The following is a 24,928-nucleotide window of genomic DNA, read 5'->3' on the forward strand; positions in this document are numbered from 1 at the left end:
TGGAAAGAATTCCTCGCGCTCGTGCCACATTTTCGCTAGGCAGACACGCAAACATTGCCATGAACGACGCGAAACCCGCCGCCAACCGCTTTCCTTCCCAGGTCAAATTCATTGTGGGCAACGAAGCCTGCGAGCGGTTCAGCTACTATGGCATGCGGAGCATCCTCACCGGTTACATCACCGGCTCCCTGTTGCAGGGCGGCCTCGGCAAATCGCCGGACGCCGCCACCGAAATCGTCCACGCCTTCGTCTCCGCCAATTATTTCACGCCGCTGATCGGCGCATGGTTGTCCGACAAAATCTTCGGGCGTTACCACACGATTCTCTGGGTGTCGCTGCTGTATTGCCTCGGCCATGGCGTGCTCGCTTGCAGCGATCTCGCGGGCGGCGTGGATGGCAAAATGCTGTGCCTGTGGGTGGGCCTTACGCTGATCGCGCTGGGCTCGGGCGGCATCAAACCCTGCGTCTCGGCGTTCATGGGCGACCAGTTCAAACCGGAACAATCCCATCTGCTGCAAAAGGCCTACGGCGCGTTTTATTGGTCCATCAATCTCGGTTCGTTCTTCTCGTTTCTCGTGATTCCGTGGATCAAGGACTCGCACGGTTACAGCTGGGCCTTCGCCGTGCCCGGCTTCCTGATGGGCATCGCGACGTTCATTTTCTGGCTCGGCACCAAACGTTACATCCGCATCCCGCCGAACCGGGAATTGAAGCACGCGGGCTTTTTCGAAGTGTTCTGGGCCTCGTTCCGCGCGAGCCGGGAACACTCGCTCGCCGCCGGCATCAATTTGCTGGCGACCCTGGGACTGCCGGTGCTCGCCCTGTGCCTCATGACGTGCCTCAGCTTCTCCAGCCAGAACGCCGTGACGAAAGTCGTGGGCTGGGCGGCGCTGGTCTGCATCGCCATTTGGTATTTGCTCGTGCTCGGGCTGAGCCTCTTGCGAAAAATGGAACTGCCCGACGCCTTCTGGCGCAGCGCGTCTGCCCGGCACAGTGAGAGTGAAATCACCGGCGCCCGTTCGTTCAGCCCCATCCTGTTCATCTTCGCCTTCGTGCCGGTGTTCTGGACGCTGTTTGACCAGACCAATTCAACGTGGGTGTTGCAGGGGCAAAAGATGGTGGCCACCACCTTGTTCGGCCTCAAAATTGGCGCCGAGCAGATGCAGTCGGCCAATCCGCTAATCGTCATGATTCTGGTGCCGTTGTTCACACTGCTGCTCTACCCGAGCATCGGCCGGTTGGCCTCACCGCTGCGGCGCATGTCCTACGGCATGTTTTTGGCCGCGGCGTCCTACCTGGTCGTGGCGGCGCTCCAACGCCAGATCGATGCCGGCGCGCATATTAGCGTGCTGTGGCAGACCGTGCCTTACGTCATCCTGACGGCGGCCGAAGTTTTGTTCTCCACCACGGGTCTGGAATTCGCCTTCCGCGAAGCGACGCCGGAGTTGAAGAGCACCATCATGAGCTTCTGGCTGCTGACGGTCACGATGGGCGATTTGTTCGTGGTGACGGTGACCAAGCTCTTCGCCAGCGGCACCGACCACGCCACGTCCGTCAGCGCCGGGCGCTTTCTGCAATACGCGGGGCTCACGTTCATCGTAGCCATTCTGTTCAGCGTCGTGGCGTCGTTCTACCGCTATCGCGACAAGGCCGCCGCCGAGGGGCGCTGAACACTTTCCGCCTTTCCTTCGCCGGCACCGCTTTCTAGGTTGGCTTCAGGCCGGCGTGGCGAAATGGCAGACGCACGGGACTTAAAATCCCGGGACCGTAAAAAGTCGTGTGGGTTCGAGTCCCACCGCCGGCACCAATTCCTCCGTATTATTCACGACAGGTCTTGACCGTGTTTGGTCTTGCAGCCATCGGCCTGCGGCCTAGTTTAAAATCACACCCGGCCTTAAGGCGCCGAAAGTCTCCCCGTCGCCGCCCTGCCAGGATTGAAAGCATGCGCATTCTGCTCCAGCACATCCGCACCCAGCTTTTCTTGAAGAGCCTGGGAAACTGGACAGCCAATCCTTACGAGGCCTTTGACTTCGAGCATTCACAGCGTGCCATCAATTTCGCCGAACATCACCGGCTGCAGGGCGTGCAGATCCTGGTAAAATTCATCGACAGCCAGTTCGATGAAGCCGTGCAGATTCCCGCTGCCAACCCAGCATCACTTCCTTCCCGACAGGGATTGAAGTGACCGCCGGCCTCCCGGACCGGCGGACAAAATCAAAAGGCCGGCTCACCTTGAGCCGGCCTTTTGAATTGAAACCTGCGTCGGGCGCGACGTTTCACTTGGCCATGACGATGTCCACCGTCTCGTCCCGACGGTGCGGGCTGTCTTCTTCGGCCTCAATCGGCGGGGCGGCGGGCGGCGGCACCAGGGGCGCCGCGGCCGAGGCTTCCCCGACGGGTTCATCCTTCTTGTGAAACTTCACGCTGACGATGCGGCTGACGCCGTGTTCCTGCATCGTCACGCCGTAGAGCACGTCGGCCATGCCGATGGTGCGCTTGTTGTGCGTAATGATGATGAACTGCGAGTGTTCGAGGAAACGTTGCAGCACGCGGACAAAGCGGTTGATGTTCGATTCGTCCAGCGGCGCGTCCAGTTCGTCCAGCACGCAGAACGGGCTGGGTTTCACCTGATAGATGGAGAACAACAGTGCCACGGCCGTCATGGTCTGTTCGCCGCCGGACAGCAGCGAGATGCTCTGCAACTGCTTGCCGGGCGGGCGGGCCACGATGTCGATGCCGCTCTCGAGAACGTCGTTTTCATCCACGAGGATGAGGTCGGCTTTGCCGCCGCCGAAGATCTCCGTGAACATGACGCGGAAATTCTCGCGAATCTGGTTGAACGTCGTGACGAACATTTCGCGGGTCTGCACGTTGATGCGACCCAGCACCTCGACCAGTTCGGTCTTGGCCGTGACCAAGTCGGCGTGCTGCTGGCTGAGAAAAGTGAAACGCTGCTCGGTTTCCTCGTATTCCTCGATGGCCACGAGGTTGACCGGCCCCATTTCATCAATGCGCTTCTGCAAGGCTTCAACCTGGGCGCGCACCACCTCCCAATCCGTGCCGAGGCCGGCGGCGGCCACCTCGTCCGGACCGGCAATCTCGACCCGCGCAGGGCCGGAGTCGGCGTAGGTGATCTTGATGGTTTCGCTGCGGACGTCGTCGAGATTGACGTGATATTTTTGCTGGACGCGCTCACGCAGGTTTTGCACCGACATCTGCTTCTGGGCGACCTCCACATCCAGTCCACTGCGCTGTTCCGTCAGGAGGCCCAGTCTGCGGCGTTGCTCCCGCAAGCTTTCCTCGCGGGCGTTGATGTCGGTTTCCTGTGCCTGCTTTTGGGCGAGCAGCGCCGCGGCCTGCTCGTTCACCTGCTCGCGCAGGTGCTGAAGCCGGTCCATCTCGCCGCGTGATTGCTGAATCTCCGCCTCGGCATGTTCCTTGCGCGTGACAAAGGCGGACATTTCGCCCCGGCGCTGCGCCACGAGCTGGGTCAATTCGCGCAGGCGCTGGTCAATGGCGCCGCGTTGTTGACGCAGCGAGCCCAGCAACTGCTCCTCCGCGGCGAAGGCCACCTTGCTCTCGGTCAACGTGCTGTTCGCCGTGTCACGTTCGCCCCGCAGGGTCTCGAGGTTTTCAGTCAACCCCGCCACCGTGGTGGCCCGTTCCTGTTCGCGTGTTTCAAGCGCGGCAATCCGCTCGGCCAGGGCCGCACGCTTTTGCAGACCTTCCTCTTCCTGGGCGGCGAGGCTTTGCACTTCAAAAACGACCGTCTCGATTTTCTGGCCCAGCAGCCGGTGGGAATCCGTCAGCGCCCGAACCTCGCCTTCATGGGTGGCAATGGCCACTTCCTGAGCGCGCAGATCGGATTGGGCCTCCTGCAAGCTGGCCTGCAATTCGGTCTGCTCGCTTTGCAGGGCGCCGCGCTGGCGGCTGGTGGCCTCCACTTTTTCGTGGATCGCCTCGAGCGCCGCCTTCAGTTCGGAAATCTGATTCTTGCGCCCCAGAATGGATTGGGGCGCCTTGCCGCCGTCATTCGTCGAGCCGCCCGTGTAAACGCCGTGAGCACTCAGGAACTCGCCGGTCACGGTCACAAATTGATGCACCCCGTTGCAGGCTTTCCACGCCGTGGTGGCCGCCGCGAGATCCGGCACCACGCGGGTCGCGCCCAGCAGGCGCGCGAGCAGCGGACGGATGGAGGGATCACCGCCGACCACACGCATGGCTTCCAACGGTTCGCCGTTAAGCTGAAGCTGTGGGTCAAATTCCGGAACGCCGGCGCCGCCCTCGCGCGTCAGGGCCAGCGGAGCCACGCTCGCCCGCCCTTTGCGCTCGGAACTCAAGCCCGCCAGGATTTGCTCGGCGGCCTCCGTGTGTTCGGTGAGCACCAGTTGCAGATTCTGGCCCAGCGCCGCCTCAATCGCCGTGACAAACCGGTCGGGAACGTTGAGCCGGTCCGCGAGCGAGCCAAGGACGTGCTCCGACTGCTTGAGCGCCGCCAGGGCGCCCGCGCTGAAGCCTTCGTGGCCCGCTTCCAATTGTTCCAGCACCTCCAGCCGGGAACGGCATTGCGCCTGTTCGCGCAGCAATTGTTCCTGCTGCTGCGAAACCACCTTCAGTTCCTCGTGAATTTCTTTCAGCCGCGCCTGGCGCTCCTCCACCGTGCCCCGGGCGGTCTGCACGTTGAGCTTCTCGGTCTCAACATTCGCCTGAAATTCCCCCAGCCGGAGGCTCAGACGCGTGCGTTCCTCTTCGAGTTGGATCTTTTCCGCGGACAACTTTTCCAGCCGGACAATGTTGCCCTGCTTCTGCAAATCGAGCGCGGTGATTTCGTTGCGCACGCGGGCCAGTTCCTGGGCCGCGCTGAACGCCTCGGCCTGCGCGACGCGCAGGGCCTCCTGCTTGATGCGGAGCTCTTCTTCAATGCCCTTCAGCGCCGCCTGCTTCTTTTCGAGGCTGACGCGGTGTTCGATGAGCGCCGCCTCAGAGGCTTGCAGTCGCTGGCTCAGCGAATCGAGTTCCGTTTGGGCCAATGCCCCACGTTCCTCGGCCTGGTTGATGTCGGAAAGGGCCTTTTCATTCTGGGCGGCGAGTTCGCGCAGGCGCTCCTCGTTGAAATGAATCCGGCTTTCGTGACGGTCGCTCTCGGACTTCAATTCCAGACCGCGCTGTTGCGTGGCGGAAATCTCCTGTTCCAGCTCGGACAACCGTTCGCGCAACTGCCCGATTTCATCCTCGCCGCGCAACACGTCGGCCTGCACCGTCTCGATTTGCCGGCGGAGCTGTTCCGCCGTGTGCGTGCGCTCGGTGATTTCGGATTGCAGGACGTCGAATTCGTGCCGCGCAAGCTGGGTGTCAAGCTGTTGCAGTTCGTTCGCGATGGCTTTGTAGCGCTTCGCCTTGCCGGCCTGACGTTCGAGCGAGATTTTGTGGCGCTTGACCTCCTTGATCAGGTCCTCGACACGCAGGAGATTTTGCTCGGTATATTCGAGTTTGCGCAGCGCCTCCTTCTTCTGGGCCTTGAACTTCGTGATGCCCGCCGCCTCTTCGAAAACCAGGCGGCGGTCTTCCGGCTTGCTCGAGAGCAACTGGGTGATGTTGCCCTGCGCCATGATGCTGTAACTCGTCCGGCCCATGCCGGTGCCCATGAAAAGCTGTTGAATGTCCTTCAACCGGCAGGCCGTGCGATTGATGAAATATTCGCTGCCGCCATCGCGAAAGACTCGGCGCGTGATGGTGACTTCGTTGAAACCAACTTCCACCCCCGCCGCGCGCAGATGTTCATCATCCACGTCGCCGATGGTCAGGGAGACTTCGGCCATGCCGAGCGGCTTGCGGCCGTCGGTGCCGTTGAAGATGACGTCGGCCATTTCGCCGCCGCGCAGGGCCTTGGCAGATTGTTCACCCAAGACCCAACGGATAGCGTCGCTGACGTTGGACTTACCACAACCGTTGGGGCCCACGATGGCCGTCACGCCGGGCAGAAAGTTCAGGGAGGTCTTGTCCGCGAAGGACTTAAAACCAAGAACCGTCAGGTTTTTGAGATACATGATTGGCGGTGACTCAAACAGATGCGCTCCGCAGTGTAAAGGGAAAACCACAATATGCGGGGCCATTGGCGTGGTCGGCGCACAAGTAATAGGTGAGGAACCGGCAGGGCCGCCGGCTTAAAACACCTTTTTGGCGGCCACGAACGATTGATGCCACATCCCAGACTGGATGTCTAGCGCCACCAATGAGATAGTGCGCCACATGTTTCACTCGTTGTGCGCCCAAGCGCTCCTGTTGCTAAGGCCGCCGGCTTCGTTCCGGGGGCGGTTCAAGCGGCTGTCATTGACCGGGCTTGCCCTGTGGTTTGCCGGGTTCGCCCCGGCCGAAAGTTACCGCATCACCGGCACGCTGGCACCGGCCATTCCGCGGGAGTTCCGGGGCATGTGGGTGGCCACCGTGGGCAACTCGTGCTGGCCGTCCAAGCCCGGTCTGACGACGGCCCAGCAAAAGGCCGAATTGATCGTCCTGCTTGACCGGGCCGTCGAACTGAATCTCAACGCGGTCATTTTTCAAGTGCGGCCCGCGTGCGACGCGCTTTACAAATCCGACTTGGAACCGTGGTCGGAATACCTCACCGGCGAACAGGGCAAGGCGCCCTCCCCTTTTTATGATCCGCTGGAATTTGCGATTGCCGAAGCCCACCAACGCGGCCTGGAACTGCATGCCTGGTTCAACCCTTACCGGGCGCGCCACAAAAGCGCCAAATCGCCCATCGCGCGCGATCACATCATTCGCACCCATCCTGAGCTGGTCCGCAAGTATGGCGCGTATTACTGGCTCGATCCCGGCGACCCGGCCGTGCGCGCCTATTCGTTGCGGGTGGTGATGGACGTGGTGCGCCGCTACGACGTGGATGGCGTTCACTTCGATGATTACTTCTATCCGTATGCCGAAAAGGACGCCGCCGGGAATGATTTGCCGTTCCCCGACGACGCCAGCTGGAAAAAGTTCGGCGCGTCATCCGGCTTGAGCCGCGACGACTGGCGCCGCCGCAACGTCGATGAGTTCATCCAGAGTGTTGATCGCGCCATCCACGCGGCCAAACCGCAGGTGCGTTTCGGGATCAGTCCGTTCGGCATCTGGCGCCCGAAAAACCCGCCCGGCATCGAAGGCTTCGACGCCTACGGGAAACTGTATGCAGATGCGCGGAAGTGGTTGCGCGAAGGCTGGTGCGATTACCTGGCACCGCAACTTTACTGGGCCATTGACTCGAAGGCGCAGAGCTTTCCCGTGTTGTTGAACTGGTGGAGCGAACAGAATCCCCGGCGGCGACATCTCTGGCCCGGCCTCAATTCGCTCAAGGTGGGCAGCGGCTGGCCGGCCAGCGAAATCGGACGGCAAATCGAAATCATCCGGAAGCAGCCCGGGGCCGATGGCGAGATTCACTGGAGCGCCATGGCCTTGATGAACAATGCGGCCCTGCGAACGGCTCTGAAGCAGGGTGTCTATCGCGAACCCGCGCTGATCCCGGCCAGTCCCTGGCTTGATGGCACGGCGCCGACCCGGCCGGCGGCATCGGTGCTGATTGATGGCGCCAAGGCCACCGCAACGTGGGCCGCTTCGGGCTCCGAAAAGCCGTGGCTCTGGGTGGTGCAGTCCAAGCAGTATGGTGATTGGAAAACGGACATTCTGCCGGGCCACAAAAGCGCGCTCCATTTTGCCCTGAAACCGGAGCTGGTGGCGGTGACCGCCGTGGATCGCTGTGGCAATGCGAGCCCGTCCGTCGTGTTGCGCCTCGCAAAATGAGCGCCGGACCGGGAGCTGGTTTTGGGAGGGCTGTAAGCCGAATTTTGTCTGCGCCTTGCGGCGGAGAGAATCATTTGTCTCAGCAGCCATACCCGGGACCCGGCTGGTTGCCCAGCCGCGGAACGGGCCGCTCCAAGGTCCCCTATTTGGCCTTGCACCCGATGGGGTTTTCCGTGCCGCGTCGCTTGCGCTTCGCGCGGTGCGCTCTTACCGCACCTTTTCACCCTTGCCCGGCGGATTGCTCAGCCGGGCGGTTTGTTCTCTGTGGCACTTTCCGTCGAACCGTCTTCCGACGGTTCTCCCGCGTGTATCCCAGCCGAACGGGCCTGGGTTACGCGGCATCGCGCCCGGTGGTGTTCGGACTTTCCTCCCCCGACTTGCGCCGGAAGCGATTCTCCGCCCTCCCAAAACCGCCTCACGGTAGCCCGCCCCCGTCCCCGGCACAACTGCGATTCACCCATTCCTGCCGTTGACATTGACGCTTATTCCGCTACCGTCTGCGCCCTTAATTGCAGCGACCGACAGTATTTTATGCCGAATACGAAATCAGCAGAGCGGCGCACCCGCGCCAATGAGCGCAAGCGCCTGAACAATCGCCGGACCATTTCCCGCGTCCGCAAGGCAGAGAAGGATTATCTGGCCGCCGTGGCGGCCGGAAAGAAGGAAGACGCCGTGAAGGCGCTCCGCGCCACCGCATCCGCCTACGACAAGGCCGTCAAGACCGGCGTGGTCAAGCGCGGCACGGCGGACCGCAAAAAGTCCCGCCTGACGCTGAGCCTCAACAAGCTGAAGTAGGCGAATGTTCCGTTTTCACCCTGGGTGGCCGCGGCTGCTCAGGGTTGTTTGTTTGCGGGATTCCTCCGAGATGCCGCTTGCACGCCTGCGCAACCCCGTTTAGCCTGCAGCCCGGTGAGACAGAAGGACAAGAAAAAGGAAGTTGTGCTCGTGGAAGGCCAATGCGTCCACGCTGACACTTGTCCGCTGAGTCACGTGCAGGCCGGCGTAACCGTCTGCATCAAGGAACTCGCCACCGAACCGGACCTGACCAGCCGCCTGCGCGAAATGGGCCTGGGCGAGGAGCGTCAGGTCAGGCTTGTCAGCCACGCGACGAACATCATTTGCGAAGTGTGCAACGCGCGGCTGGGCATCTCCCGGCAACTCGCCGAAAAAATCATGGTCCAACCCATGAACGGTTCGGCCAAATCCAGATCCTGAACCATGACTGACGCCCTCCAACCGCTGAGTGCGTTGGCGGTCGGAATGCCGGCCGTCGTCGCGGAAATCAAACTGCCCGCCGCCTCCAAAGCCCGTCTCATGGAAATGGGCCTGTTGACCGGCACCCCGGTCGAACTGGTGCGCTTTGCCCCGCTGGGCGACCCGATCGAGATCAAGGTGCGCGGTTACAACCTTTCGCTGCGCAAACATGAGGCCGAGCTGATCCTCGTCCGCGCCAAGAGCTGAAACGTTTTGCCTTGGACGCTGCGATGAATGCTCCGACGCCAGACGGAACCGCCCCCCGCCCTTCGCCACTCCACAACGGCCCGCTCTACATTGCGCTCACGGGGAATCCGAACTGCGGCAAGACCACGCTGTTCAACGCGCTGACCGGCCTGCGCGCCAAGGTGGGCAATTACGCCGGGGTCACCGTCGAACGCAAGGAAGGCAAGCTGCTCGGCGCCCCCGAAGGCGCAGACCTCCGCATCATCGATCTGCCCGGCACCTACAGCCTCGCGCCGCAATCGCTCGACGAACAGGTTTCGCGCGACGTGCTCCTGAACCGCCTGCCGGAACTGCCTCCGCCCGAACTTGTGGTCGTGGTAGTGGACGCGTCCAATCTTCAGCGCAACCTCTACTACGCCACGCAGGTCATCGAACTGGGCAAGCGCACGATTCTCGCGCTGAACATGGTGGATGTGGCCGAAGCCAACGGCCATCACATCGACGTCGTGGCCTTGTCCGAACAATTGGGCGTTCCGGTCTGGCCCATCGTGGCCAGCGTTGGCACCGGTATTCCGGAATTGCGCTCGGACATCGTCCGGACGTTGCGCCAGCCCGCGCCCGCCGCGGCCAAAAAATTCTGCCCGCTGCCGGCGATGCTGGAGCAGGAGGTGGAAGCCCTTGCCGGACGCCTGCGCGAATTGCAACCCACGGCGCCCGCCCAAGCCTGGGCCGAAGCCTTGCTCGTGCTGACCAACGAGCGCGTTCTGGCCGCCATCGGCGACGGTTATCCGCCCACGCTCCACGCGGCGGTGGCGGCGGCGCGCGAACGCCTCGACAAGGCTGAACTGGACTGGCGCAGCGCCGCCATCGAAGCGCGCTACGCGTGCGTTTCGGAAATCCAGGCCGGCGTCACGACGCAGGTCACGGTCAGCGGTGAAACCTTGAGCGACCGCCTCGACCGCGTCCTGACGCACAAGGTCTGGGGCACGCTCATTTTCGTGGCGATCATGGGACTGATGTTCCAGAGCATTTTCACCTTTGCCCATTATCCGATGGACGCACTGCAGGCGGTTGTGGATTGGGCGGCGGCCCAGGTGAAGAACACCATTCCGCCCGGCGAACTGAACAGCCTGCTGTCGGACGGCGTCGTGGCCGGTGTTGGCGCCGTGATCGTCTTCCTGCCGCAGATTTTGCTGCTCTTCCTGTTCATTGGCTTTTTGGAGGACACGGGCTACATGGCGCGCGCGGCGTTTCTCATGGACCGCCTGATGAGTCGCGTTGGCCTGCACGGCAAGAGCTTCATTCCCATGCTGAGTTCCTTCGCCTGCGCGATTCCCGGCATCATGGCCACGCGCACGATTGAAACGCCCAAGGACCGTCTCGTAACCATCCTCGTCGCGCCGCTGATGAGCTGCTCGGCGCGGCTGCCGGTTTACACCTTGCTCATTGCCGCGTGCATTCCGAACATCAAGGTGTTTGGCGTGCTCCGGCTCGCGGGCCTGACGATGCTGGGCATGTATTTGCTCGGCATCATCGTAGCCTTGTTGATGGCCTGGTTCTTCAAGAAAACCCTGCTGCGCGGTGAAACGCCCATGCTCATCCTGGAACTGCCGCCCTACAAGATGCCGCTGTTCAAAGTGGTCCTGCGCCACATGTGGGACCGGTCCAAACTGTTCCTGCGACGCGCGGGAACGGTCATTCTCGGCATCAACATCCTGCTCTGGTTCCTTGCCACGTATCCCAAGAACGCCACCGTGGAGAAAACGCTGGAAGGTCAGCGCCTGGCTGTGGCGACCAGATTGTTTCCGGACGTAAAGGACGCAGCGCAACTCGCGCGCAAGGCGGATGAAGCGCTCACGTTTGAAGTCTCCGAACCCACCAACGCGCTCAACCTCGCCATGGGCGCAAAAGCGGTGCACCCCCCGGCCAAACCAGACCAGCCGCCGGCCATCGTCTATTTTTGGTCACGTTCGCAGGTTGAAGACCTGGAACATCTCAAGGAACTCAGTCATAAACTCGCGGGCGAGCAGTTGCGGCACAGCTTCGCCGGCCGCATCGGCCGCCTGATCGAACCCGTGATTGCGCCGCTCGGTTTTGATTGGAAAATGGGCATCGGCATTGTCAGCTCGTTTGCCGCGCGCGAGGTGTTCGTCAGCACCATGGCGACGGTTTACAATGTGGGACAGTCCGCCGACGAGGACACCACCACGAAGAACCTCGCGAAGACCTTGCAGGCGCAGCAGCACCCCGATGGCACGCCGATTTACACCACCCTGACGGGTCTCACGCTGATGGTCTTCTACGTGTTCGCGCTGCAATGCGTCAGCACCGTTGCCATTGTCCGGCGGGAGACGAACTCCTGGAAATGGCCGTTCATTCAGTGGCTTTACATGGGCCTGCTCGCGTGGGGGCTGGCGTTTGCCATGCGGCACATCGGCCTCTGGCTGGGCCTGCACTGAAGTGGTGGGAACGGGAGCTGCGCTGGCACCGCCGCCGACAAACCGTGCCCGCCGCAGGATTTTTTCGTGACAAGTGCGGCGTCATTCCTATGATGTCGGCCCTTTGCGACCCTATGGTCTAGCGGTTAGGACACCTCCCTTTCACGGAGGTAGCCCGGGTTCGAGTCCCGGTAGGGTCGCCAACATTTCTTCCCCACCTATTCTCAAGGATGACGCATTTCGCCAGCGGCCTCTGAGATTGAGATAAAGCGGACAATCGAAAAGCCCATGCCCGCTGGCCGGATCCAAAGTTGTTTAACGCGGGTTCGCGTGTCCGTCTCCGACCCCTACTTTATCAAGGCACGCTTCATTACAATCTCGTCACCGGTCATGCCTGCGAATTCATATCCTTCTTTGGCAAGTCCGTTCATCACGAGATTCATGTAAAATGCATGCTCGTCCACTCGATCCGGCCGCCTTGCCTTCCGCAGTTCAACGCCCACGTGCTCTACCTGTCCGCCGGGCCGTATTATGTGAGTGTTGTCTTTACCGTCCCAGCGAATGGTAACGTATTCAAAGCGCGGCGCTGCGGGAACGTCAGCAGCAGGCAAGCGAAACAGGCAGAACGCCACAATTGAAATCGCCGTGAGCAGGAGAAGCGTCTTATTTGGTTTCATGGGAATGTCGCCTTATCAGGGTTGTTCAGTATCGTGGTTTCAGATCAATGGAAAAGCCACTGTTCTGCTGTTCCATGTCAAAAAAGATGTGGCCGGGGATCCGATCTTCCTCGGAAAACCACCCCCCGGTGCGAAACACCTTGGTTTGCGGATACTGGTTGGTTGAGACCGGAAACGCGCGGATGACGTAGTCATGGCTCCCAAAATTGTGGAATGTGCCATCGCGATCGCCATAGATGGTCAAAATCAGGGGCGTCTTGCCAATGTAGTCATCGTTCACTTCAATGCGGGCACCCGGAGTTGAAGACTCAACCTCCACCTTGTAGGCGATTGTTCCGTCAGGGCCTCGGTCTGCCTTGGAACCCGCACTCGTGGCACACCCGCAAAAATCTGGCGCGATTGCCAATGACGCCAATCCGACACAATAAAAGTTGATGTTCATGATGGTCCTTCTACCCCTGTCATTGAAGTCGAGAAAGCGAAATCAAACCGTTTGAACCCATTGAAAATCATACGCGATCAACCATGACTCGCGCACCCGCGGATATTTCCGCAAGGGAATCGGCCAACAGTGCGTTGGGAAAAGCTTGGTCCACTGCGGCCTTCCGCTTTAACTGCACTCGCTGCCGCCGGCCTTGCCTTGCCCGGCGCATTTACCTAGTTTTTCGCGCATGACCAGTGACAGTTTTGACGTGATCATCATCGGCGGCGGTCCGGGCGGCAGCAGCACGGCCTCCTATCTGACCCGCGCCGGACGGCGGGTGCTCCTGCTCGAAAAGGAGGTTTTCCCGCGCTTCCACATCGGTGAATCGCTGCTGCCCTACAACCAGCCCATTTTGCGCGAGCTCGGCGTGCTGGATGAAATTGCCGCCGCCGGTTTTCCGCGCAAAACCGGCGCCCAATTTCGCCTCGGCAACGGCCGCGGCTCCACCCAGTTCGTGTTCGCGCAAGGCCGTTTCACGCGGGAACCGGAAACCGTGCAGGTCGAGCGCGCCGTGTTTGATCACATCCTGTTGAAGAACGCGCGCAAACTGGGCGCGGACGTGCGCGAAGGCTGGAGCGTGCAGCGCTTCACCTCCCAACCGGACGGCGTGTCCATCGAAGCGCGCGATCCCGCCGGCACTACACGGCAGTTTCAGGCGAAGTTCCTCGTCGATGCCAGCGGTCGGGCCAACCTGACGGGCAATCAGGAGGGGCTGCGCGAAATCCATCCGAAACACCGCAAGCTGGCCATCTTCGGTCATTTCACCGGCGTCGCCCGCGATCCCGGCGAACGCGGCGGCGACACCATCATCGTGCGCCTGGACAACAAATGGTTCTGGGTCATTCCGGTTTCGGCGGAAAAGACCAGCGTTGGCCTGGTCATCGACAGCGACGAGTTCGCTGCGGCCAACCAGCCGCCCGCCGACCTGTTCCAGCACTGGGTCAAACTCAGTCCGCCCATGGCCCAGTGCATGGCTGAAACGAAATTGCTCGGCACCATCCAAACCACCAGCGACTTCAGCTATCACAACCGGCAGTTCACCGGACACCGGCTGCTGCGCGTGGGCGACGCCGCGGGGTTCATGGACCCGATTTTTTCTGCGGGCGTATTTCTCGCCATGTGGTCGGGCAAGCTCGCCGCTGAAGTCATCACCGAAGCCATCGCCCGCAACAACGACGGCCGGCGCCGCGCGCGGCAATACGAGAAGCGTCTGCACAAGGCGATGCGCTTCTACTGGCGCATGGTCGAGAATTACTACACGCAGCCCTTCATGGAACTGTTCCTCCAGCCGCGCAACCATTACGATCTGCCGGCGGCAGTCAACGCGATGCTGGCCGGCGAACTCGAAGCCGGCTGGTCGGTGCGCTGGCGGCTCGAATATTTTTTTCTGCTCGTGAAATTGCAGTCCCGCTGGCCGCTGGTGCCGCGCCTGTCGTTTGCGCTCGGTGTGCCCCGCAAACCGGTCAAGGTTGCCCCCAAGGCGGCCGCCTGAACTGACCGCATGCGCCGCCGCTTTCCCTGGGCCGCCGGCCCGCTGCTGCTCGTCCTGCTCGGCGCGGGCTGCCGCACCACGCACTGGCTTCCGCCAGCGGATTTGGAGGCCCCCGGCTGGACGGTGCAGCCGGGACAGGCCGTCTGGAAACCCAGCCGCTCCCGCCCGGGGCTCGCGGGCGAACTGCTCCTCGCCACCCGCACGAACGGCGACCTGTTCGTGCAGTTCGACAAGATCCCCTTCCCGCTCGCGACGGCGCAAATCACGGGTGATGAATGGCAGATCCGTTTCGGCACGGGCAAATACGCGTGGCACGGTCGCGGCGAACCGCCCGCGCGTTTTGTGTGGTTCCAATTGCCGCACGCGTTGGCCGGCGAACCGCTGGCCGCCCATTGGAAATTCACGCGTGACGGCAACGCCTGGCGGCTGGAGAACCAGCACACCGGCGAAGCGTTGGAGGGCAGCCTCGCGCCATGAAAAAAGCGCGCTGGCATTGGGCGTGGCTATGCTTGCTGCTCCCGGCTCTCGCGGGCTGGCTGCACCTGCGCTTCGACGCCGAAGTTCTGGATCTGCTGCCTGCCCAAATCCCGGCCGTCGAAGGGCTCAAGCGTTACCAGGAACATTTTGCAAATGCGCAGGACCTGCTCGTCACGCTCACGGCCGCCGATGCCGCCACCGCCGCGCACGATGCCCAGACATTGGCCGAAGCACTCGGAGCCCACAGCAATCTCGTCGCGAACGTGACCTGGCAGGCGCCCTGGCTGGAGCATCCGGAGCAGGCGCCGGAGCTGGTGGCGTATCTCTGGTTGAACCAGCCGCCGGAGGTGTTTCGTGCGCTGACGAACCGCCTCGCCCCCGCCCACTGGCCCGCCATTCTCGACGCCACGCGCGAGCAACTGGCCACCACGCTTTCGCCCACGGACATCGCCCAGCTCAGTTACGATCCCTACGGTTTCACCCGGTTGCCGGACAACGTGGCCGGCATGGCGCCGAACTTTGCGCAAGGGCAGTCGTTGTTCGCCTCACCCGACGGCCAATTCCGGCTGCTGTTCGTCCGGCCGCACGGCGAACTCAAGGGCTACCGTGAATGCACCGCGTGGTTGAACGACGTTCGCCAGATCACCGACGACGCCCTGTCGCCGGCCGAACGAGCCGGAGTGAAAATCGCCTTCACCGGCCGGCCGGCGTTCGTCGCCGAAATTTCGGCCAGCATGCGGCGCGACATGATTTTGTCCTGCGGCGGCACGGCCGTAATCATCGCCATCCTGTTCTGGTTCGCCCACCGGCGGTGGAAACCGATGCTCTGGCTGCTGACGCTGCTGGGCATCATCCTCGCGCTCACGCTCGGGCTGGGCGGATTGTTCTTCGGCACCATTCATGTCATCAGCATGGGCTTCGCGGCAATCCTGCTGGGCCTCGCGGTGGATTATGCCGTGGTGCATTACCAGGAGGCGATCGCCCATCCGGACCTCAGCGTGCCGCAAATCCGCCGGGCCATTGCGCCAAGCATTTTTTGGGCGGCCATCACGACCATCGCGGCCTTTTTCGTCCTGAATTTCGGCGGTCTGCCCGGGCTGGCGCAGCTCGGCTCCCTCGTCGGCATCGGCGTGGCACTCTCGGCGGTGGTCATGATTTTCGCGTATCTGCCGCCGCTCTTTCCGGAACGCATGCACGGCGGAACAGCCACCTCGACGGCATCCGTTGCGGCTTCCGCAACGCCGGCCCGCGCGTTCCTCGTCGAACGCACTGCGGTTTGGATCACGGCGTTGTTGCTGGTGGCGTGCGGACTGATTCTGGTCACGGGATTGCCGGCCGTTTCTGGCAGCGCCGACACGCTGCAACCGCGCGACAGCCAGGCTTACGCGGCGCTGAACGAAATGAAGCGCCAGCTCGGCCAGACGCAGGACCCGCTCTGGGTCGTGGTCGCCGGACAGACGGAAAGCGACGTGGCCGCGAAGCTCGACCATATCCAGCCGGTGCTGGAAACGGCCGTGTCCAATCAGTGGCTAACCAGCTTCACCTTGCCGCAATCGCTGTGGCCGCATCCGGCGAATCAGGCCGCCAACGCCGCCGCGGCCCGTCCGCTCATCGCCCAGCGGGCGGCGTTGCGCGACGCCCTGCTGGCCGGCGGATTTTCCGGCGACGCCATGGGCCTTGCGGATTCCGTGCTCGACACCTGGCAACGCGCCGCCGCCACCAACGTGTTCTGGCCCACCAACGCGCTGTGCACCTGGGTGCTCGACAAACTCGTCGCCCGCAGACCGAACGAACTCCATGCCGTTGGCATTCTGTTTCCCGCCACCAACGCACCGCCCGACGCCTTCCGCTCCCTCGCAGCCGCTTTGCCCCACGACGGCGTGTGGTTGTCCGGCTGGGAACTGCTGGGCGGCACGGTGCTCGACGTGGTGAAGGCCAACCTGTGGAAGCTCGTGCTGCCGATGGTGGCGCTTGTGCTGTTGTCACTCTGGCTCGCGTTCCGGCGGCCGGCGGAAATTCTATTGAGCCTTGGCTCCCTGCTGTTCAGCGGCGTGCTGCTGCTCTCGGTCATGAAACTCGCGGGCTGGTCGTGGAACGTGCTCAATCTGATGGCGCTGCCGCTCATTCTCGGCACCGGCGTGGATTACGGCATCTTCATGCAACTCGCGCTGCGCCGGCACGGCGGGGATTTGCGCGTCGCCCGGGCCTCCGTCGGCCGCGCGCTGCTGCTCTGCGGCGGCACGGCCATCGCCGGCTTCGGCATGCTCGGTCTGTCGAGCAACGCCGGCATGGCCAGCCTCGGCCAGGTCTGTGCCGTGGGCATCGCCGGCAACATGCTGCTCGCCGTATTTCTGCTGCCGGTGTGGTGGCGCAAATTCGCCCCGATGAACGTCCCGGCGCAGGCGCTGCCGTCCCGGCCTTCGACCTTCTATCAAGCCCGGGTGTGGGCGGCGGGCGTCACGCTCTGTCGCTGGCTGCCGCCCCGCCTGACCGAAACCGTCGCCCGCGCGGCGGCGGGAACGTATTACTGGCTCGCCCCGCACCGTCGCGAAGTCGTGGCCCAAAATCTTCTGCCGCTCGTGAATCACGACGTCACGCAGGCACATCGCCTGGCGCGCCAGTCGTTCTCGGCGTTTGCGACAAAGCTGGTTGACCTCTGGCGCTACGAGGGCGGCGAGGCCGTGGGACGCCGCTTCGCCACCTGGAGCGGCTGGGAACATTTTGAAGCCGCCGCCGCGCGCGGTTGCGGCGTGCTGCTGGTGACGCCGCATCTGGGCAACTGGGAACTCGGCGGACCGTTCATGATCGAGCGCGGCCAGAAATTGCTGGTGCTGACGCAGGCCGAACCCGACGCCCGGCTGACCCAACTACGCCAGGAATCCCGCGCCCGTTGGGGCATTGAAACCCTCGTCGTCGGTGCCGATGCGTTCAGCTTCATCGAAATCATCAAGCGCCTGCAGGAGGGCGCGAGCGTGGCGTTGCTGGTGGACCGGCCCGCGCCCCAAACCGGCGTGACGGTGGAACTGTGCGGCCAGCCGTTTCAAGCCTCGATTGCCGCGGCGGAACTGGCCCGCGCATCGGGCTGCGCCATCGTGCCCGTTTACCTCGTGCGCGAGGGCCGTGACTACACGGCGCGCATGCTGCCGGAGGTGCGTTACGACCGGGCCGCCATCGGCAATCGCGCCGCGCGCATCCAGCTCACCCAGGAAATCATGCGTGCGTTGGAGCCGGCCATTCGCCAGCATGCCGCGCAGTGGTATCATTTCGTGCCCGTATGGAAGAAGGAATGAGTGCGTCCCGAACATCCAAAGTTCAGCCTCCGACCACCCGCATCCGACGCTCACGGTTGGCTTCGCGGTTGCAGGTTCGCTGCGGGCTGCTGGTTTTTTCCCTGCTGCTCTCCGTCTTCGACGCCCGCGCCGCGGACACCAACTCCGTCCTCAATGGATGGCTCGCCGCGCAGACGAATCTCCAGAGTTGGAGCGCCGACTTCACCCAGACCCGCACGCTCAAGGTGCTCACGCGCCCGCTCCTCGCGACCGGCCACCTGTGGTTCGCGCCACCCAACCGCTTTCGCTGGGAATTGCAATCGCCCTCCCAAACCATCGCGCTGCGCGACGCGGATGAAATGTGGGTGATTTATCCGAAGCTCAAGCGCGCCGAGCGTTACCCGGTCAACGCCAAGTCCGCCGGCGAATGGCGCGACGCGCTGGCGCTGCTCGAAGCCGGTTTTCCGCGCACGCGGGCCGACCTGGAAGCGCGCTTCAAAATCCGGTCGCTCACGGAAACCAACGGCACGTGGCAGTTGGAACTGCAGCCGAACAGCGCCTTTGCGCGCAAGCTGATGCAAGAGGTGGTCATCGGCCTGGCCACGAATGATTACACGCTGAAGTCCACGGAAATGGTCTTCGTGGACGGCTCGCGGATGCGCAACGACTTTACGAACGGCGTCATGAACTCCGGCTTCGACGCCTCGGTTTTCCAATGGAAACCGACGCCGGAATTCAAGGTGGTCGAACCTCTGGGCCAATGAACCACGACGACTTGCAGGCGGCCCTGCGCGCGCTCCCACATGGACCGGAATTCCGGTTTGTGGACCGCATCACGCGGTTGGAACCCGGGAAGGCGGGCGCCGGCGAATACACCGTGCGCGGCGACGAGCCTTTCTTGCGCGGCCATTTTCCCGGCGATCCGCTGATGCCCGGCGTGCTGCTTGTGGAAGCGGGCGCGCAACTGGCCGGCGTGGTCGCCCAGTCTGATCCAATAGTGGGTCCCCTGCCCGGCCTGAAGTTAACGGCGTTGCGGACGGTAAAAATTCTCGGCGCCGCGCGCCCCGGTGAGGTGCTCCACATCGAAGCTGTGGTGAACGGACGGCTGGGCCATTTGATTCAGGCGCAGGCCAAAGTGACCGTCGGTGGCGTGCTCTATCTGTCGGCGGAGATCACGTTGGCGGGAACGACGGCTTGACCGAAAACTTTGGATTGCGGCTTAGTGGCCCGCCTCGGTTTGATTGTCGGTTCGAGCCTAAAACGTGTTCCGAGCCCACACAGTTACACTCACCCCGTCCGCCACCCCGAGACAAGGCCACTATGATTTTGGTTCCGGTTCAACGTGCCAGGTAGCGTCTCCGCCATTCGGCGCGCGAGATTTTGCCGCGCTGGTTGGCAGACAGTGAAGCCACGAACTGCCATTCGCGCGGCACCTGCCAGGCCGGCAATTGCGCGAGCAGGAATTGCCGCAGCTCCGTCACGGTCGTGTCCCGGCTCACCTGCACACAGGCCACAATGTGCTCGCCCCGGTCTGCCGCCTGGCTCGCAACGCCAAAGACGAGGCAGTCGCGCACGGCCGGGTGCCGGCTCAACACCTGCTCGACCGTGGCAGGCGAGAGTTTGCGGCCCGCGACGTTGATCAAATCGCTGGCCCGTCCGCGCAGGAAAACCTGGTCACCGACCAGTTCCACCAAATCGGACGTGACAAATTCGCCGCGCCCCAGGCCTGCAGCGGGTTCGGGCCAATACGTTTCGCCCACGGCCGCGCTGCGAACGGTCAGGCAGCCCGTTTCGTTCACCGACAGCGTCACGTTACGCAGCGGCGTGCCGGCCAGCGCGTCATCCGGGCGCGGCGTTTCGCTGGCGTCGTAGGCGATGCCGCCGCATTCGCTGGAGCCGTAAAAGTTGTGGAGTTTGATGCCGGTTCCGGCAAACACGGCGCGCTCCAGCGTCGTGGGCAACAGTGCGCCGGCCGAAATGGCGAGCCGGATGCCGGGGTTGAGCGCTCCGGCCTCGTGCCACGCCCGCCACAAGGCCGGCACGGCGGCGACGGTGACCGCCGGGTGCGCCGCGACCGCCTGGCGCAGGGCTTCGGGAAGTGGCGCGGGAACGAGCACCAGCGGAATGCCGTGCAGGAGCAGCGGCAGCACGAGATTGGAGAAACCATAGGAATGCGCGAGCGAAATGAGGCCGAGGTTGGGCCATTCCCGGCGCAGTCCCATGGTGGCCACAATGTTCGCGGCGTCTGCCGCCAGTTGCGCGCCGGTGAAGCAAATGCACCGCGTGGCGCCGGTCGTGCCCGAAGTGATTTTCAAATGTTCGCAACCCGCGGGCAACGCGCCGATGGCCGGCGGGGTTTGCTCCGTTTCCAACGGACACGCGGGTTTCCCCCGGCGCCACGCAGCCAGCAGGGTGAAAATGAATTCCGGCTGGTTCCCCTGCGGATAGACGACCGGCGCGTCCGGCACCAGCCAGGTTTCGCCCAGGCGATGCAGCTCGCCAAAAGTCCAAAGCCGTTCGCCGGCCAAATCGCGCAGGGCGATTTCGTCCCGAAACTGGACGGCGATGCGGCCCCAGCGTTCGTAAAGCATTGTCAGCTTAGTAAGGCACTCCTAACTTGGCGGGCAAGTGAATTGATGCAAGCCGCCGACGTCATCGCCCGCCCTGCTGCCGCCGCCCCCGTTGGGGAAGCGGCGCGCCCGCGCTTCCTGTTCGCACGCGACAGCTTCGCCTTCGCCAACGAATTGTTCTGGGCGTATCAAGTGGACGCCGCGACGGACCGGATGACGTTTTCCCGCCGCGAACCGCGACCGCAATACGCGCATCGCTGCTTCGTGCTCACCCGCGCGGCCCGGCAGTTCTTTTACCACGCCGAATTCGATGCCACGATGACGGCGGTGGATGAGCAGACGTATCGCTGCAAGATTCGCGCGGTGGTTTCGCGCAGTCCGCGGGTGCCCTGCCCGGTGGAGGACCGCGTGAAGATTCCGGGCTTTGGCGGACTGCGGGATTTCAGCCATGCGTGGGAAGCGTTGCTGAAGGCCGAATGCGGCGGCGCATGGCGCTCCTACGTGCTGCGCAGTCATTGGCGGATGATTTTTCCCATTTCACGGTCCCATCAGGCGCGCACCGCCGCACAGCTGGCCGCCGCGCTTGACCGCGGCGTTCCGCCGGTCATTCATCTGGTGCGCTTCCCGAAGCTGACCATCAATCACGGGATGATTTTAACCGGTTGCACCGCCACCGCCGCGGGCCTGTGCTTTGATGCCTATGATCCAAACGATCCCCAGGCACCCACGACCGTGTCGTTTGACGCGGCCGCGCGGACCTTTTCCCTGCCCGCGAATGCGTATTGGGCCGGCGGCCCGCTCGACGTGATTGAAATCTACCGCAACTGGTTTTTGTGATCCGGCCCGGGCGGCGGTTCGGCCGGTGGCCGTTTTTTGGGCGGACGCAGAAACGCCGAGCCGAAAAAGACGAGTCCGCAAAGGTTGATGCCCGCGATGTAGCCGATCTTGTAGGCGCGCCCGTTGTTGTTCGCCGCGTAGATGTCCACGTCCTTGCCGATGAGCAGGCTGGGCAGCGCCATCGGCATCAAGGCGCCGTGCGCCATCCCGAGACCGAGCCCGGCCTGCACATCGCGCGGGAAAACCCGGGGCGACGCCCACGCGTAAATCCAGCCGAAAAGGATGCCCACGATGACAAGCGTGACGGCTTTGCGGACAATCGTGAGGAGCGGGACGCCGAAAATGGCGGGTGAGGCTTGAGTTGCTGGCATGTTTGCTCTATTGCGGGAGCATGTTTTTGGGTCCGCGCTCCACGCAAGCAGAATATTTCGACCTGCCGGGGCGGTCCGAATCCGAAATGCTCGCCGCCCTCGCCGACCTGGACCGCGTCAACCGCTTCTTTCTGTTCGCGAAACCGTTTGAGGAAGTGCTGCCCCGCTGGCTCGGCGAGCAACGCTGCCGCCACCTGGAATTTCTGGACGTCGGCGCCGGCTCGGGACTGCTGGGCCAGACGTTGTCCCAGTGGGCCAAGACTCGCGGCTGGAATTGGCACTTTACCAATCTGGATTTGCATCCGGTTGCGCCCCATCTGCGTCACGGCGCCCGCTGGGTCAGCGGCTCGGCGCTGGACCTGCCCTTTCCCAACGACAGCTTCGACGTCGTGGTCGCGTCGCAAATGACCCACCACCTGACGGATGGTGAAGTCGTGCAACATCTGCGCGAGGCGTGGCGGGTTGGCCGCGAAGCGGTCATGATTTCCGACCTGCACCGCAACGCGGGGCTGTTGGCGATGTTGTGGCTGTCCACGCGCCTCTTCGGCTTGTCGCAGCCCGTGCGGGAAGACGCGCTGACCTCGGTGCGGCGCGGTTTTCAGATCGATGAATTACGTTCGCTGGCGCAGCAGGCCGGACTGGACGGGGCGCACGTGTGGCTTTACTACGGCACACGGATCATTCTGCAGGCGCGGAAGTAAGCAGCGGCGCCGGAAGCGTCGCACTGACCGGACTGGCCGGGCGCGGTTGATTCCACCACCAGCGCAACCAGCGCCACGTGTCGCGGAGCGGACGGATCTTGCTGCCGGCGCCACGATAAATCACCTGCACCGGCACGAAACGCACGCGCTCGCCGGCCCGCAGAAATTGCACCAGGAATTCCGATTCGACCTCGAAACGGTCGGCTTGCAGCGGCAGCTTTGCCCAAACATCCAGCCGCACGAGCCGGAAACCGCACTGGGAATCCAGGAGCCTTTCGCCGGTCAATCGGGACAGCCGGCGCGTCAGCCAGCGGTTGACCCAGCGGCGCACCGGCGGGATGCGGTCCGGCGCATGGAAGCGGTTGCCCACAATCAACGCCGCGCCGTCGCGGTCGGCGCAGGCCAGGAATGCCGGAACATCCGCCGGCGCGTGCTGCCCGTCGCCATCCAGGCAGAGCGCCCACGCATGGCCCCGTTCCAGCGCCTTCCGCAGGCCGGTGCGCAACGCGGCGCCCTTGCCTTGATTTTCGGGGTGCCGCACAACACAGGCACCGGCGCGGGCGGCGGCGCGGCCGGTTTCGTCGGTGGAGCCGTCATCGATCACAATGACGGACGGCAGGACATTCTTCAGTTGGGAAACCAGCCCACCGATGTTGGCGCCTTCGTTGTAGCAAGGCACCACGAGCGCACATTGGCGGGCCCAACGCGCGGGGTCTGAGGACGACAATTCCATCCGGCGGCGGTCAATCCACGCGGTCAATGTGCAGGTCCGAACGCGTCACCTTGCCGGTCTCGGCGGAAACAAAGACGTCGCCCACATCAACGCTTTTCATGGGATTGCTCAACTTGCTGGCCCACAGGCGGACCTTCCAGACCGGGCCCTCGTCGCTGTTTTCAAGCCAGAGTTGCGTGGCGGTCAGCTTGAGCGGCTTCAGCAACGGCTCGGCAGTCGCCATGCGGATGGCCGCGTCGGAGTCGGTTTTCAGCTTGTCCTTGTCGAGCATCTTGTTGCCGCCGGTGACCGGTTCGAGCATCCGCCACGGCCGGGACACCTTCAGCTTTTCGCCCGCGCCAAACTTGACTTCCGTGGCCTTGAACGCGGCGTCGGCATCGTAATAGACGACATACCAGATGGTGGGCGTGAGGCTGCCGATGGATTTCTCCGAGCGAATTTGCACGACCTTGTCGCGACAGTCCTTGCCGACGTAGTCGTTGCCCTTTTTCACGAGCTGAAACGCCGTGGCTTCGCCGGCACGGACGTTCGTCAAGCCGCCCGCGACACCAACCAGGGCCACCAGCACGAGTGATTTCAACCAGCAACAAATGCTTTGCATCCGCCCACCATAACGAATCCCGTCGCGCGCTGCAATCCGCCGCTGCGGGCGGGACGGAAAATGCGTTGATTTGGGCCTGCTGGCTTACTCTAATGAGTTCGTGACGGAGCTTCATTACCATCCAAGCGCGGCGGATCTCGCGGCGGACGGCGCCGGACATTCCGCACTGCTGGATCGGGCGGCCGCGGTCACGCGTGCGACGTTTGGCCGCAGCGTGTTCGTGCGCGCCGTGGTCGAGATTTCCAACTTCTGCCGCGAGCAATGCGCGTATTGCGGCATGCGCCGGGACAACCACGCGTTGGCCCGCTATCGCGCCCAGGCCGACCAACTGATCGAACTGGTTCTCTCGCACCGGCCGGAGTGCGTCACGGACATCAACATCCAGGCCGGCGAAGATCCCGTAGCCGTGCGCGACGTGGCGATCCCGCTGGTCCGGGCGATTCGTCAACATACTTCGCTCGGCGTGAGCGTGTGTCTCGGCACGCTGAATGCCGAACTCTATCATGAGTTGCAACGGGCCGGCGCGAGCATCTACATCATGAAGTTCGAGTGCGCGAACCCGGAGCAATACGTGCGCTTCCAGGCGCCCGGAACCTTGACGGAACGCCTCGCCCACATCCGACTCCTGGCGGAAAGCGGCTGGACAGTGAGTTCCGGCTTCATCGCGGGCCTCCCCGGCCAGATGCCGGCCGATCTGTTGCGCAATTTGGAGCTGGCCGCGTCGCTGCCATTGCACGGTTGCAGCGTAAGCCCGTTCATTCCCGGCGAAGCAACGCCGCTGGCGACCGCACCCCGCGCGAATCCGAACTGGACGTTGAATTGCATGGCCGCGTTACGCTTGAGGCACCCGCAGTGGGTGATTCCGGCCGTGAGCGCCTTGAATCTGGCGGAAAAGGACGGTTACCGCCACGGCCTGCGCGCCGGCGCGAATCTGGCCACGATCAACCTCACCCCGGAGGAAGTGCGGGAAAACTACGTCATCTACAAACGCGAACGCTTCATCATGACCACGGAGCGGGTCTTGAACGCCATTGGCGCCGAGGG

Annotated in this window: 22 protein-coding genes, 2 tRNA genes and 1 other RNA gene; 17 read left to right on the top strand and 8 right to left on the bottom strand. The window is 63.2% G+C overall.

Annotated features, from left to right (window positions below; genetic code table 11):
- Positions 1 to 59 precede the first annotated feature (59 nt).
- From VFV96_13240 to VFV96_13250, 3 genes are all read left to right on the top strand, one after another.
- The gene (locus tag VFV96_13240; protein ID HEU5071364.1) at positions 60 to 1,670 is read left to right on the top strand and encodes an oligopeptide:H+ symporter; all 1,611 of its coding nucleotides are present in this window, start codon (positions 60 to 62) and stop codon (positions 1,668 to 1,670) included.
- Positions 1,671 to 1,719: 49 nt separating this feature from the next.
- Positions 1,720 to 1,807: transfer RNA gene (locus VFV96_13245), tRNA-Leu, on the top strand.
- Between the two features lie 135 nt (positions 1,808 to 1,942).
- The gene (locus VFV96_13250) at positions 1,943 to 2,185 is read left to right on the top strand and encodes a hypothetical protein (protein ID HEU5071365.1); all 243 of its coding nucleotides are present in this window, start codon (positions 1,943 to 1,945) and stop codon (positions 2,183 to 2,185) included.
- A gap of 91 nt (positions 2,186 to 2,276) precedes the next feature.
- On the opposite strand, the gene smc is transcribed toward VFV96_13250, so the two are convergent.
- Complete coding sequence (gene smc / locus VFV96_13255; protein HEU5071366.1) at positions 2,277 to 6,047, bottom strand: chromosome segregation protein SMC; 3,771 nt, start codon at positions 6,045 to 6,047, stop codon at positions 2,277 to 2,279.
- Between the two features lie 169 nt (positions 6,048 to 6,216).
- On the opposite strand from smc, the gene VFV96_13260 reads away from it, so the two are divergent.
- Entirely contained in the window at positions 6,217 to 7,794 is a 1,578-nt protein-coding gene (locus VFV96_13260) for a family 10 glycosylhydrolase (GenBank protein HEU5071367.1), read from the top strand.
- A 17-nt stretch (positions 7,795 to 7,811) separates the two neighbouring features.
- On the opposite strand, the gene rnpB is transcribed toward VFV96_13260, so the two are convergent.
- An RNA gene (rnpB, locus tag VFV96_13265) (RNase P RNA component class A) lies at positions 7,812 to 8,202 on the bottom strand.
- A gap of 123 nt (positions 8,203 to 8,325) precedes the next feature.
- Between rnpB and rpsT the strand changes: the two genes are divergently transcribed.
- The 5 genes from rpsT to VFV96_13290 all read left to right on the top strand — a co-directional run bounded on the left by rpsT (position 8,326) and on the right by VFV96_13290 (position 11,875).
- The gene (rpsT, locus tag VFV96_13270) at positions 8,326 to 8,589 is read left to right on the top strand and encodes a 30S ribosomal protein S20 (GenBank protein ID HEU5071368.1); all 264 of its coding nucleotides are present in this window, start codon (positions 8,326 to 8,328) and stop codon (positions 8,587 to 8,589) included.
- A gap of 114 nt (positions 8,590 to 8,703) precedes the next feature.
- Positions 8,704 to 9,009, top strand: a complete 306-nt coding sequence (locus VFV96_13275; GenBank protein ID HEU5071369.1) for a FeoA family protein — start codon at positions 8,704 to 8,706, stop codon at positions 9,007 to 9,009.
- A 3-nt stretch (positions 9,010 to 9,012) separates the two neighbouring features.
- Entirely contained in the window at positions 9,013 to 9,255 is a 243-nt protein-coding gene (locus tag VFV96_13280) for a ferrous iron transport protein A (protein ID HEU5071370.1), read from the top strand.
- Between the two features lie 23 nt (positions 9,256 to 9,278).
- Positions 9,279 to 11,693: a ferrous iron transport protein B gene (gene feoB, locus VFV96_13285; protein ID HEU5071371.1), complete on the top strand. Its 2,415-nt coding sequence runs from the start codon at positions 9,279 to 9,281 to the stop codon at positions 11,691 to 11,693.
- A gap of 107 nt (positions 11,694 to 11,800) precedes the next feature.
- A tRNA-Glu gene (locus VFV96_13290) sits at positions 11,801 to 11,875 on the top strand.
- Positions 11,876 to 12,019: 144 nt separating this feature from the next.
- Here the strand turns inward: VFV96_13290 and VFV96_13295 are convergent.
- A complete protein-coding gene (locus VFV96_13295; GenBank protein HEU5071372.1) occupies positions 12,020 to 12,349 on the bottom strand; it encodes a hypothetical protein in 330 nt (109 codons plus the stop codon).
- A 25-nt stretch (positions 12,350 to 12,374) separates the two neighbouring features.
- Positions 12,375 to 12,791, bottom strand: a complete 417-nt coding sequence (locus VFV96_13300) for a PEGA domain-containing protein (protein ID HEU5071373.1) — start codon at positions 12,789 to 12,791, stop codon at positions 12,375 to 12,377.
- 229 nt (positions 12,792 to 13,020) lie between these two features.
- Between VFV96_13300 and VFV96_13305 the strand changes: the two genes are divergently transcribed.
- The 5 genes from VFV96_13305 to VFV96_13325 all read left to right on the top strand — a co-directional run bounded on the left by VFV96_13305 (position 13,021) and on the right by VFV96_13325 (position 19,269).
- The gene (locus tag VFV96_13305; GenBank protein HEU5071374.1) at positions 13,021 to 14,325 is read left to right on the top strand and encodes an NAD(P)/FAD-dependent oxidoreductase; all 1,305 of its coding nucleotides are present in this window, start codon (positions 13,021 to 13,023) and stop codon (positions 14,323 to 14,325) included.
- A gap of 9 nt (positions 14,326 to 14,334) precedes the next feature.
- Complete coding sequence (locus VFV96_13310) at positions 14,335 to 14,802, top strand: hypothetical protein (GenBank protein ID HEU5071375.1); 468 nt, start codon at positions 14,335 to 14,337, stop codon at positions 14,800 to 14,802.
- Complete coding sequence (locus VFV96_13315; GenBank protein HEU5071376.1) at positions 14,799 to 18,092, top strand: MMPL family transporter; 3,294 nt, start codon at positions 14,799 to 14,801, stop codon at positions 18,090 to 18,092. Before VFV96_13310 ends, VFV96_13315 begins: the two co-directional genes overlap by 4 nt.
- 68 nt (positions 18,093 to 18,160) lie before the next feature.
- Entirely contained in the window at positions 18,161 to 18,835 is a 675-nt protein-coding gene (locus VFV96_13320; GenBank protein ID HEU5071377.1) for an outer membrane lipoprotein carrier protein LolA, read from the top strand.
- Positions 18,832 to 19,269 carry a 3-hydroxyacyl-ACP dehydratase FabZ family protein gene (locus tag VFV96_13325; protein ID HEU5071378.1) on the top strand — a complete coding sequence of 146 codons (438 nt, stop codon included), beginning with the start codon at positions 18,832 to 18,834 and terminating at the stop codon, positions 19,267 to 19,269. The genes VFV96_13320 and VFV96_13325 overlap by 4 nt, the downstream gene beginning before the upstream one ends.
- 139 nt (positions 19,270 to 19,408) lie before the next feature.
- Here VFV96_13325 and VFV96_13330 read toward each other — a convergent pair whose 3' ends face one another.
- Positions 19,409 to 20,662 carry a class I adenylate-forming enzyme family protein gene (locus VFV96_13330; GenBank protein HEU5071379.1) on the bottom strand — a complete coding sequence of 418 codons (1,254 nt, stop codon included), beginning with the start codon at positions 20,660 to 20,662 and terminating at the stop codon, positions 19,409 to 19,411.
- A gap of 45 nt (positions 20,663 to 20,707) precedes the next feature.
- Between VFV96_13330 and VFV96_13335 the strand changes: the two genes are divergently transcribed.
- On the top strand, positions 20,708 to 21,478 hold the full coding sequence (locus tag VFV96_13335; GenBank protein HEU5071380.1) for a hypothetical protein: 771 nt from the start codon (positions 20,708 to 20,710) through the stop codon (positions 21,476 to 21,478).
- Here the strand turns inward: VFV96_13335 and VFV96_13340 are convergent.
- A complete protein-coding gene (locus VFV96_13340) occupies positions 21,457 to 21,849 on the bottom strand; it encodes a hypothetical protein (protein ID HEU5071381.1) in 393 nt (130 codons plus the stop codon). The two genes, VFV96_13335 and VFV96_13340, sit on opposite strands and share 22 nt — an antisense overlap.
- 20 nt (positions 21,850 to 21,869) lie before the next feature.
- On the opposite strand from VFV96_13340, the gene VFV96_13345 reads away from it, so the two are divergent.
- Entirely contained in the window at positions 21,870 to 22,550 is a 681-nt protein-coding gene (locus VFV96_13345; protein ID HEU5071382.1) for a methyltransferase domain-containing protein, read from the top strand.
- Here the strand turns inward: VFV96_13345 and VFV96_13350 are convergent.
- Together VFV96_13350 and VFV96_13355 are read right to left on the bottom strand one after the other, a co-directional pair.
- Entirely contained in the window at positions 22,528 to 23,283 is a 756-nt protein-coding gene (locus VFV96_13350; GenBank protein ID HEU5071383.1) for a glycosyltransferase family 2 protein, read from the bottom strand. The two genes, VFV96_13345 and VFV96_13350, sit on opposite strands and share 23 nt — an antisense overlap.
- 10 nt (positions 23,284 to 23,293) lie before the next feature.
- Positions 23,294 to 23,884 carry a hypothetical protein gene (locus VFV96_13355; protein ID HEU5071384.1) on the bottom strand — a complete coding sequence of 197 codons (591 nt, stop codon included), beginning with the start codon at positions 23,882 to 23,884 and terminating at the stop codon, positions 23,294 to 23,296.
- 100 nt (positions 23,885 to 23,984) lie between these two features.
- On the opposite strand from VFV96_13355, the gene VFV96_13360 reads away from it, so the two are divergent.
- Positions 23,985 to 24,928 (top strand): radical SAM protein (locus tag VFV96_13360; protein ID HEU5071385.1); only part of this gene is annotated, 944 nt, incomplete at its 3' end.

It is taken from the genome of Verrucomicrobiia bacterium, from assembly GCA_035765895.1.
GTDB lineage: Bacteria > Verrucomicrobiota > Verrucomicrobiia > Limisphaerales > DSYF01 > DSYF01.

What these genes read in the sequence shown, in the direction of transcription:
- VFV96_13310 (HEU5071375.1), top strand. Translation starts at nt 14,335, where the DNA reads ATGCGCCGCCGCTTTCCCTGGGCCGCCGGCCCGCTGCTGCTCGTCCTG.
- VFV96_13340 (HEU5071381.1), bottom strand. Translation starts at nt 21,849, where the DNA reads ATGCCAGCAACTCAAGCCTCACCCGCCATTTTCGGCGTCCCGCTCCTC.
- rpsT (HEU5071368.1), top strand. Translation starts at nt 8,326, where the DNA reads ATGCCGAATACGAAATCAGCAGAGCGGCGCACCCGCGCCAATGAGCGC.
- VFV96_13260 (HEU5071367.1), top strand. Translation starts at nt 6,217, where the DNA reads ATGTCTAGCGCCACCAATGAGATAGTGCGCCACATGTTTCACTCGTTG.
- VFV96_13335 (HEU5071380.1), top strand. Translation starts at nt 20,708, where the DNA reads ATGCAAGCCGCCGACGTCATCGCCCGCCCTGCTGCCGCCGCCCCCGTT.
- VFV96_13330 (HEU5071379.1), bottom strand. Translation starts at nt 20,662, where the DNA reads ATGCTTTACGAACGCTGGGGCCGCATCGCCGTCCAGTTTCGGGACGAA.
- VFV96_13350 (HEU5071383.1), bottom strand. Translation starts at nt 23,283, where the DNA reads ATGGAATTGTCGTCCTCAGACCCCGCGCGTTGGGCCCGCCAATGTGCG.
- VFV96_13355 (HEU5071384.1), bottom strand. Translation starts at nt 23,884, where the DNA reads ATGCAAAGCATTTGTTGCTGGTTGAAATCACTCGTGCTGGTGGCCCTG.
- VFV96_13315 (HEU5071376.1), top strand. Translation starts at nt 14,799, where the DNA reads ATGAAAAAAGCGCGCTGGCATTGGGCGTGGCTATGCTTGCTGCTCCCG.
- smc (HEU5071366.1), bottom strand. Translation starts at nt 6,047, where the DNA reads ATGTATCTCAAAAACCTGACGGTTCTTGGTTTTAAGTCCTTCGCGGAC.
- VFV96_13280 (HEU5071370.1), top strand. Translation starts at nt 9,013, where the DNA reads ATGACTGACGCCCTCCAACCGCTGAGTGCGTTGGCGGTCGGAATGCCG.
- VFV96_13325 (HEU5071378.1), top strand. Translation starts at nt 18,832, where the DNA reads ATGAACCACGACGACTTGCAGGCGGCCCTGCGCGCGCTCCCACATGGA.
- feoB (HEU5071371.1), top strand. Translation starts at nt 9,279, where the DNA reads ATGAATGCTCCGACGCCAGACGGAACCGCCCCCCGCCCTTCGCCACTC.
- VFV96_13305 (HEU5071374.1), top strand. Translation starts at nt 13,021, where the DNA reads ATGACCAGTGACAGTTTTGACGTGATCATCATCGGCGGCGGTCCGGGC.
- VFV96_13250 (HEU5071365.1), top strand. Translation starts at nt 1,943, where the DNA reads ATGCGCATTCTGCTCCAGCACATCCGCACCCAGCTTTTCTTGAAGAGC.
- VFV96_13240 (HEU5071364.1), top strand. Translation starts at nt 60, where the DNA reads ATGAACGACGCGAAACCCGCCGCCAACCGCTTTCCTTCCCAGGTCAAA.
- VFV96_13295 (HEU5071372.1), bottom strand. Translation starts at nt 12,349, where the DNA reads ATGAAACCAAATAAGACGCTTCTCCTGCTCACGGCGATTTCAATTGTG.
- VFV96_13300 (HEU5071373.1), bottom strand. Translation starts at nt 12,791, where the DNA reads ATGAACATCAACTTTTATTGTGTCGGATTGGCGTCATTGGCAATCGCG.
- VFV96_13345 (HEU5071382.1), top strand. Translation starts at nt 21,870, where the DNA reads ATGTTTTTGGGTCCGCGCTCCACGCAAGCAGAATATTTCGACCTGCCG.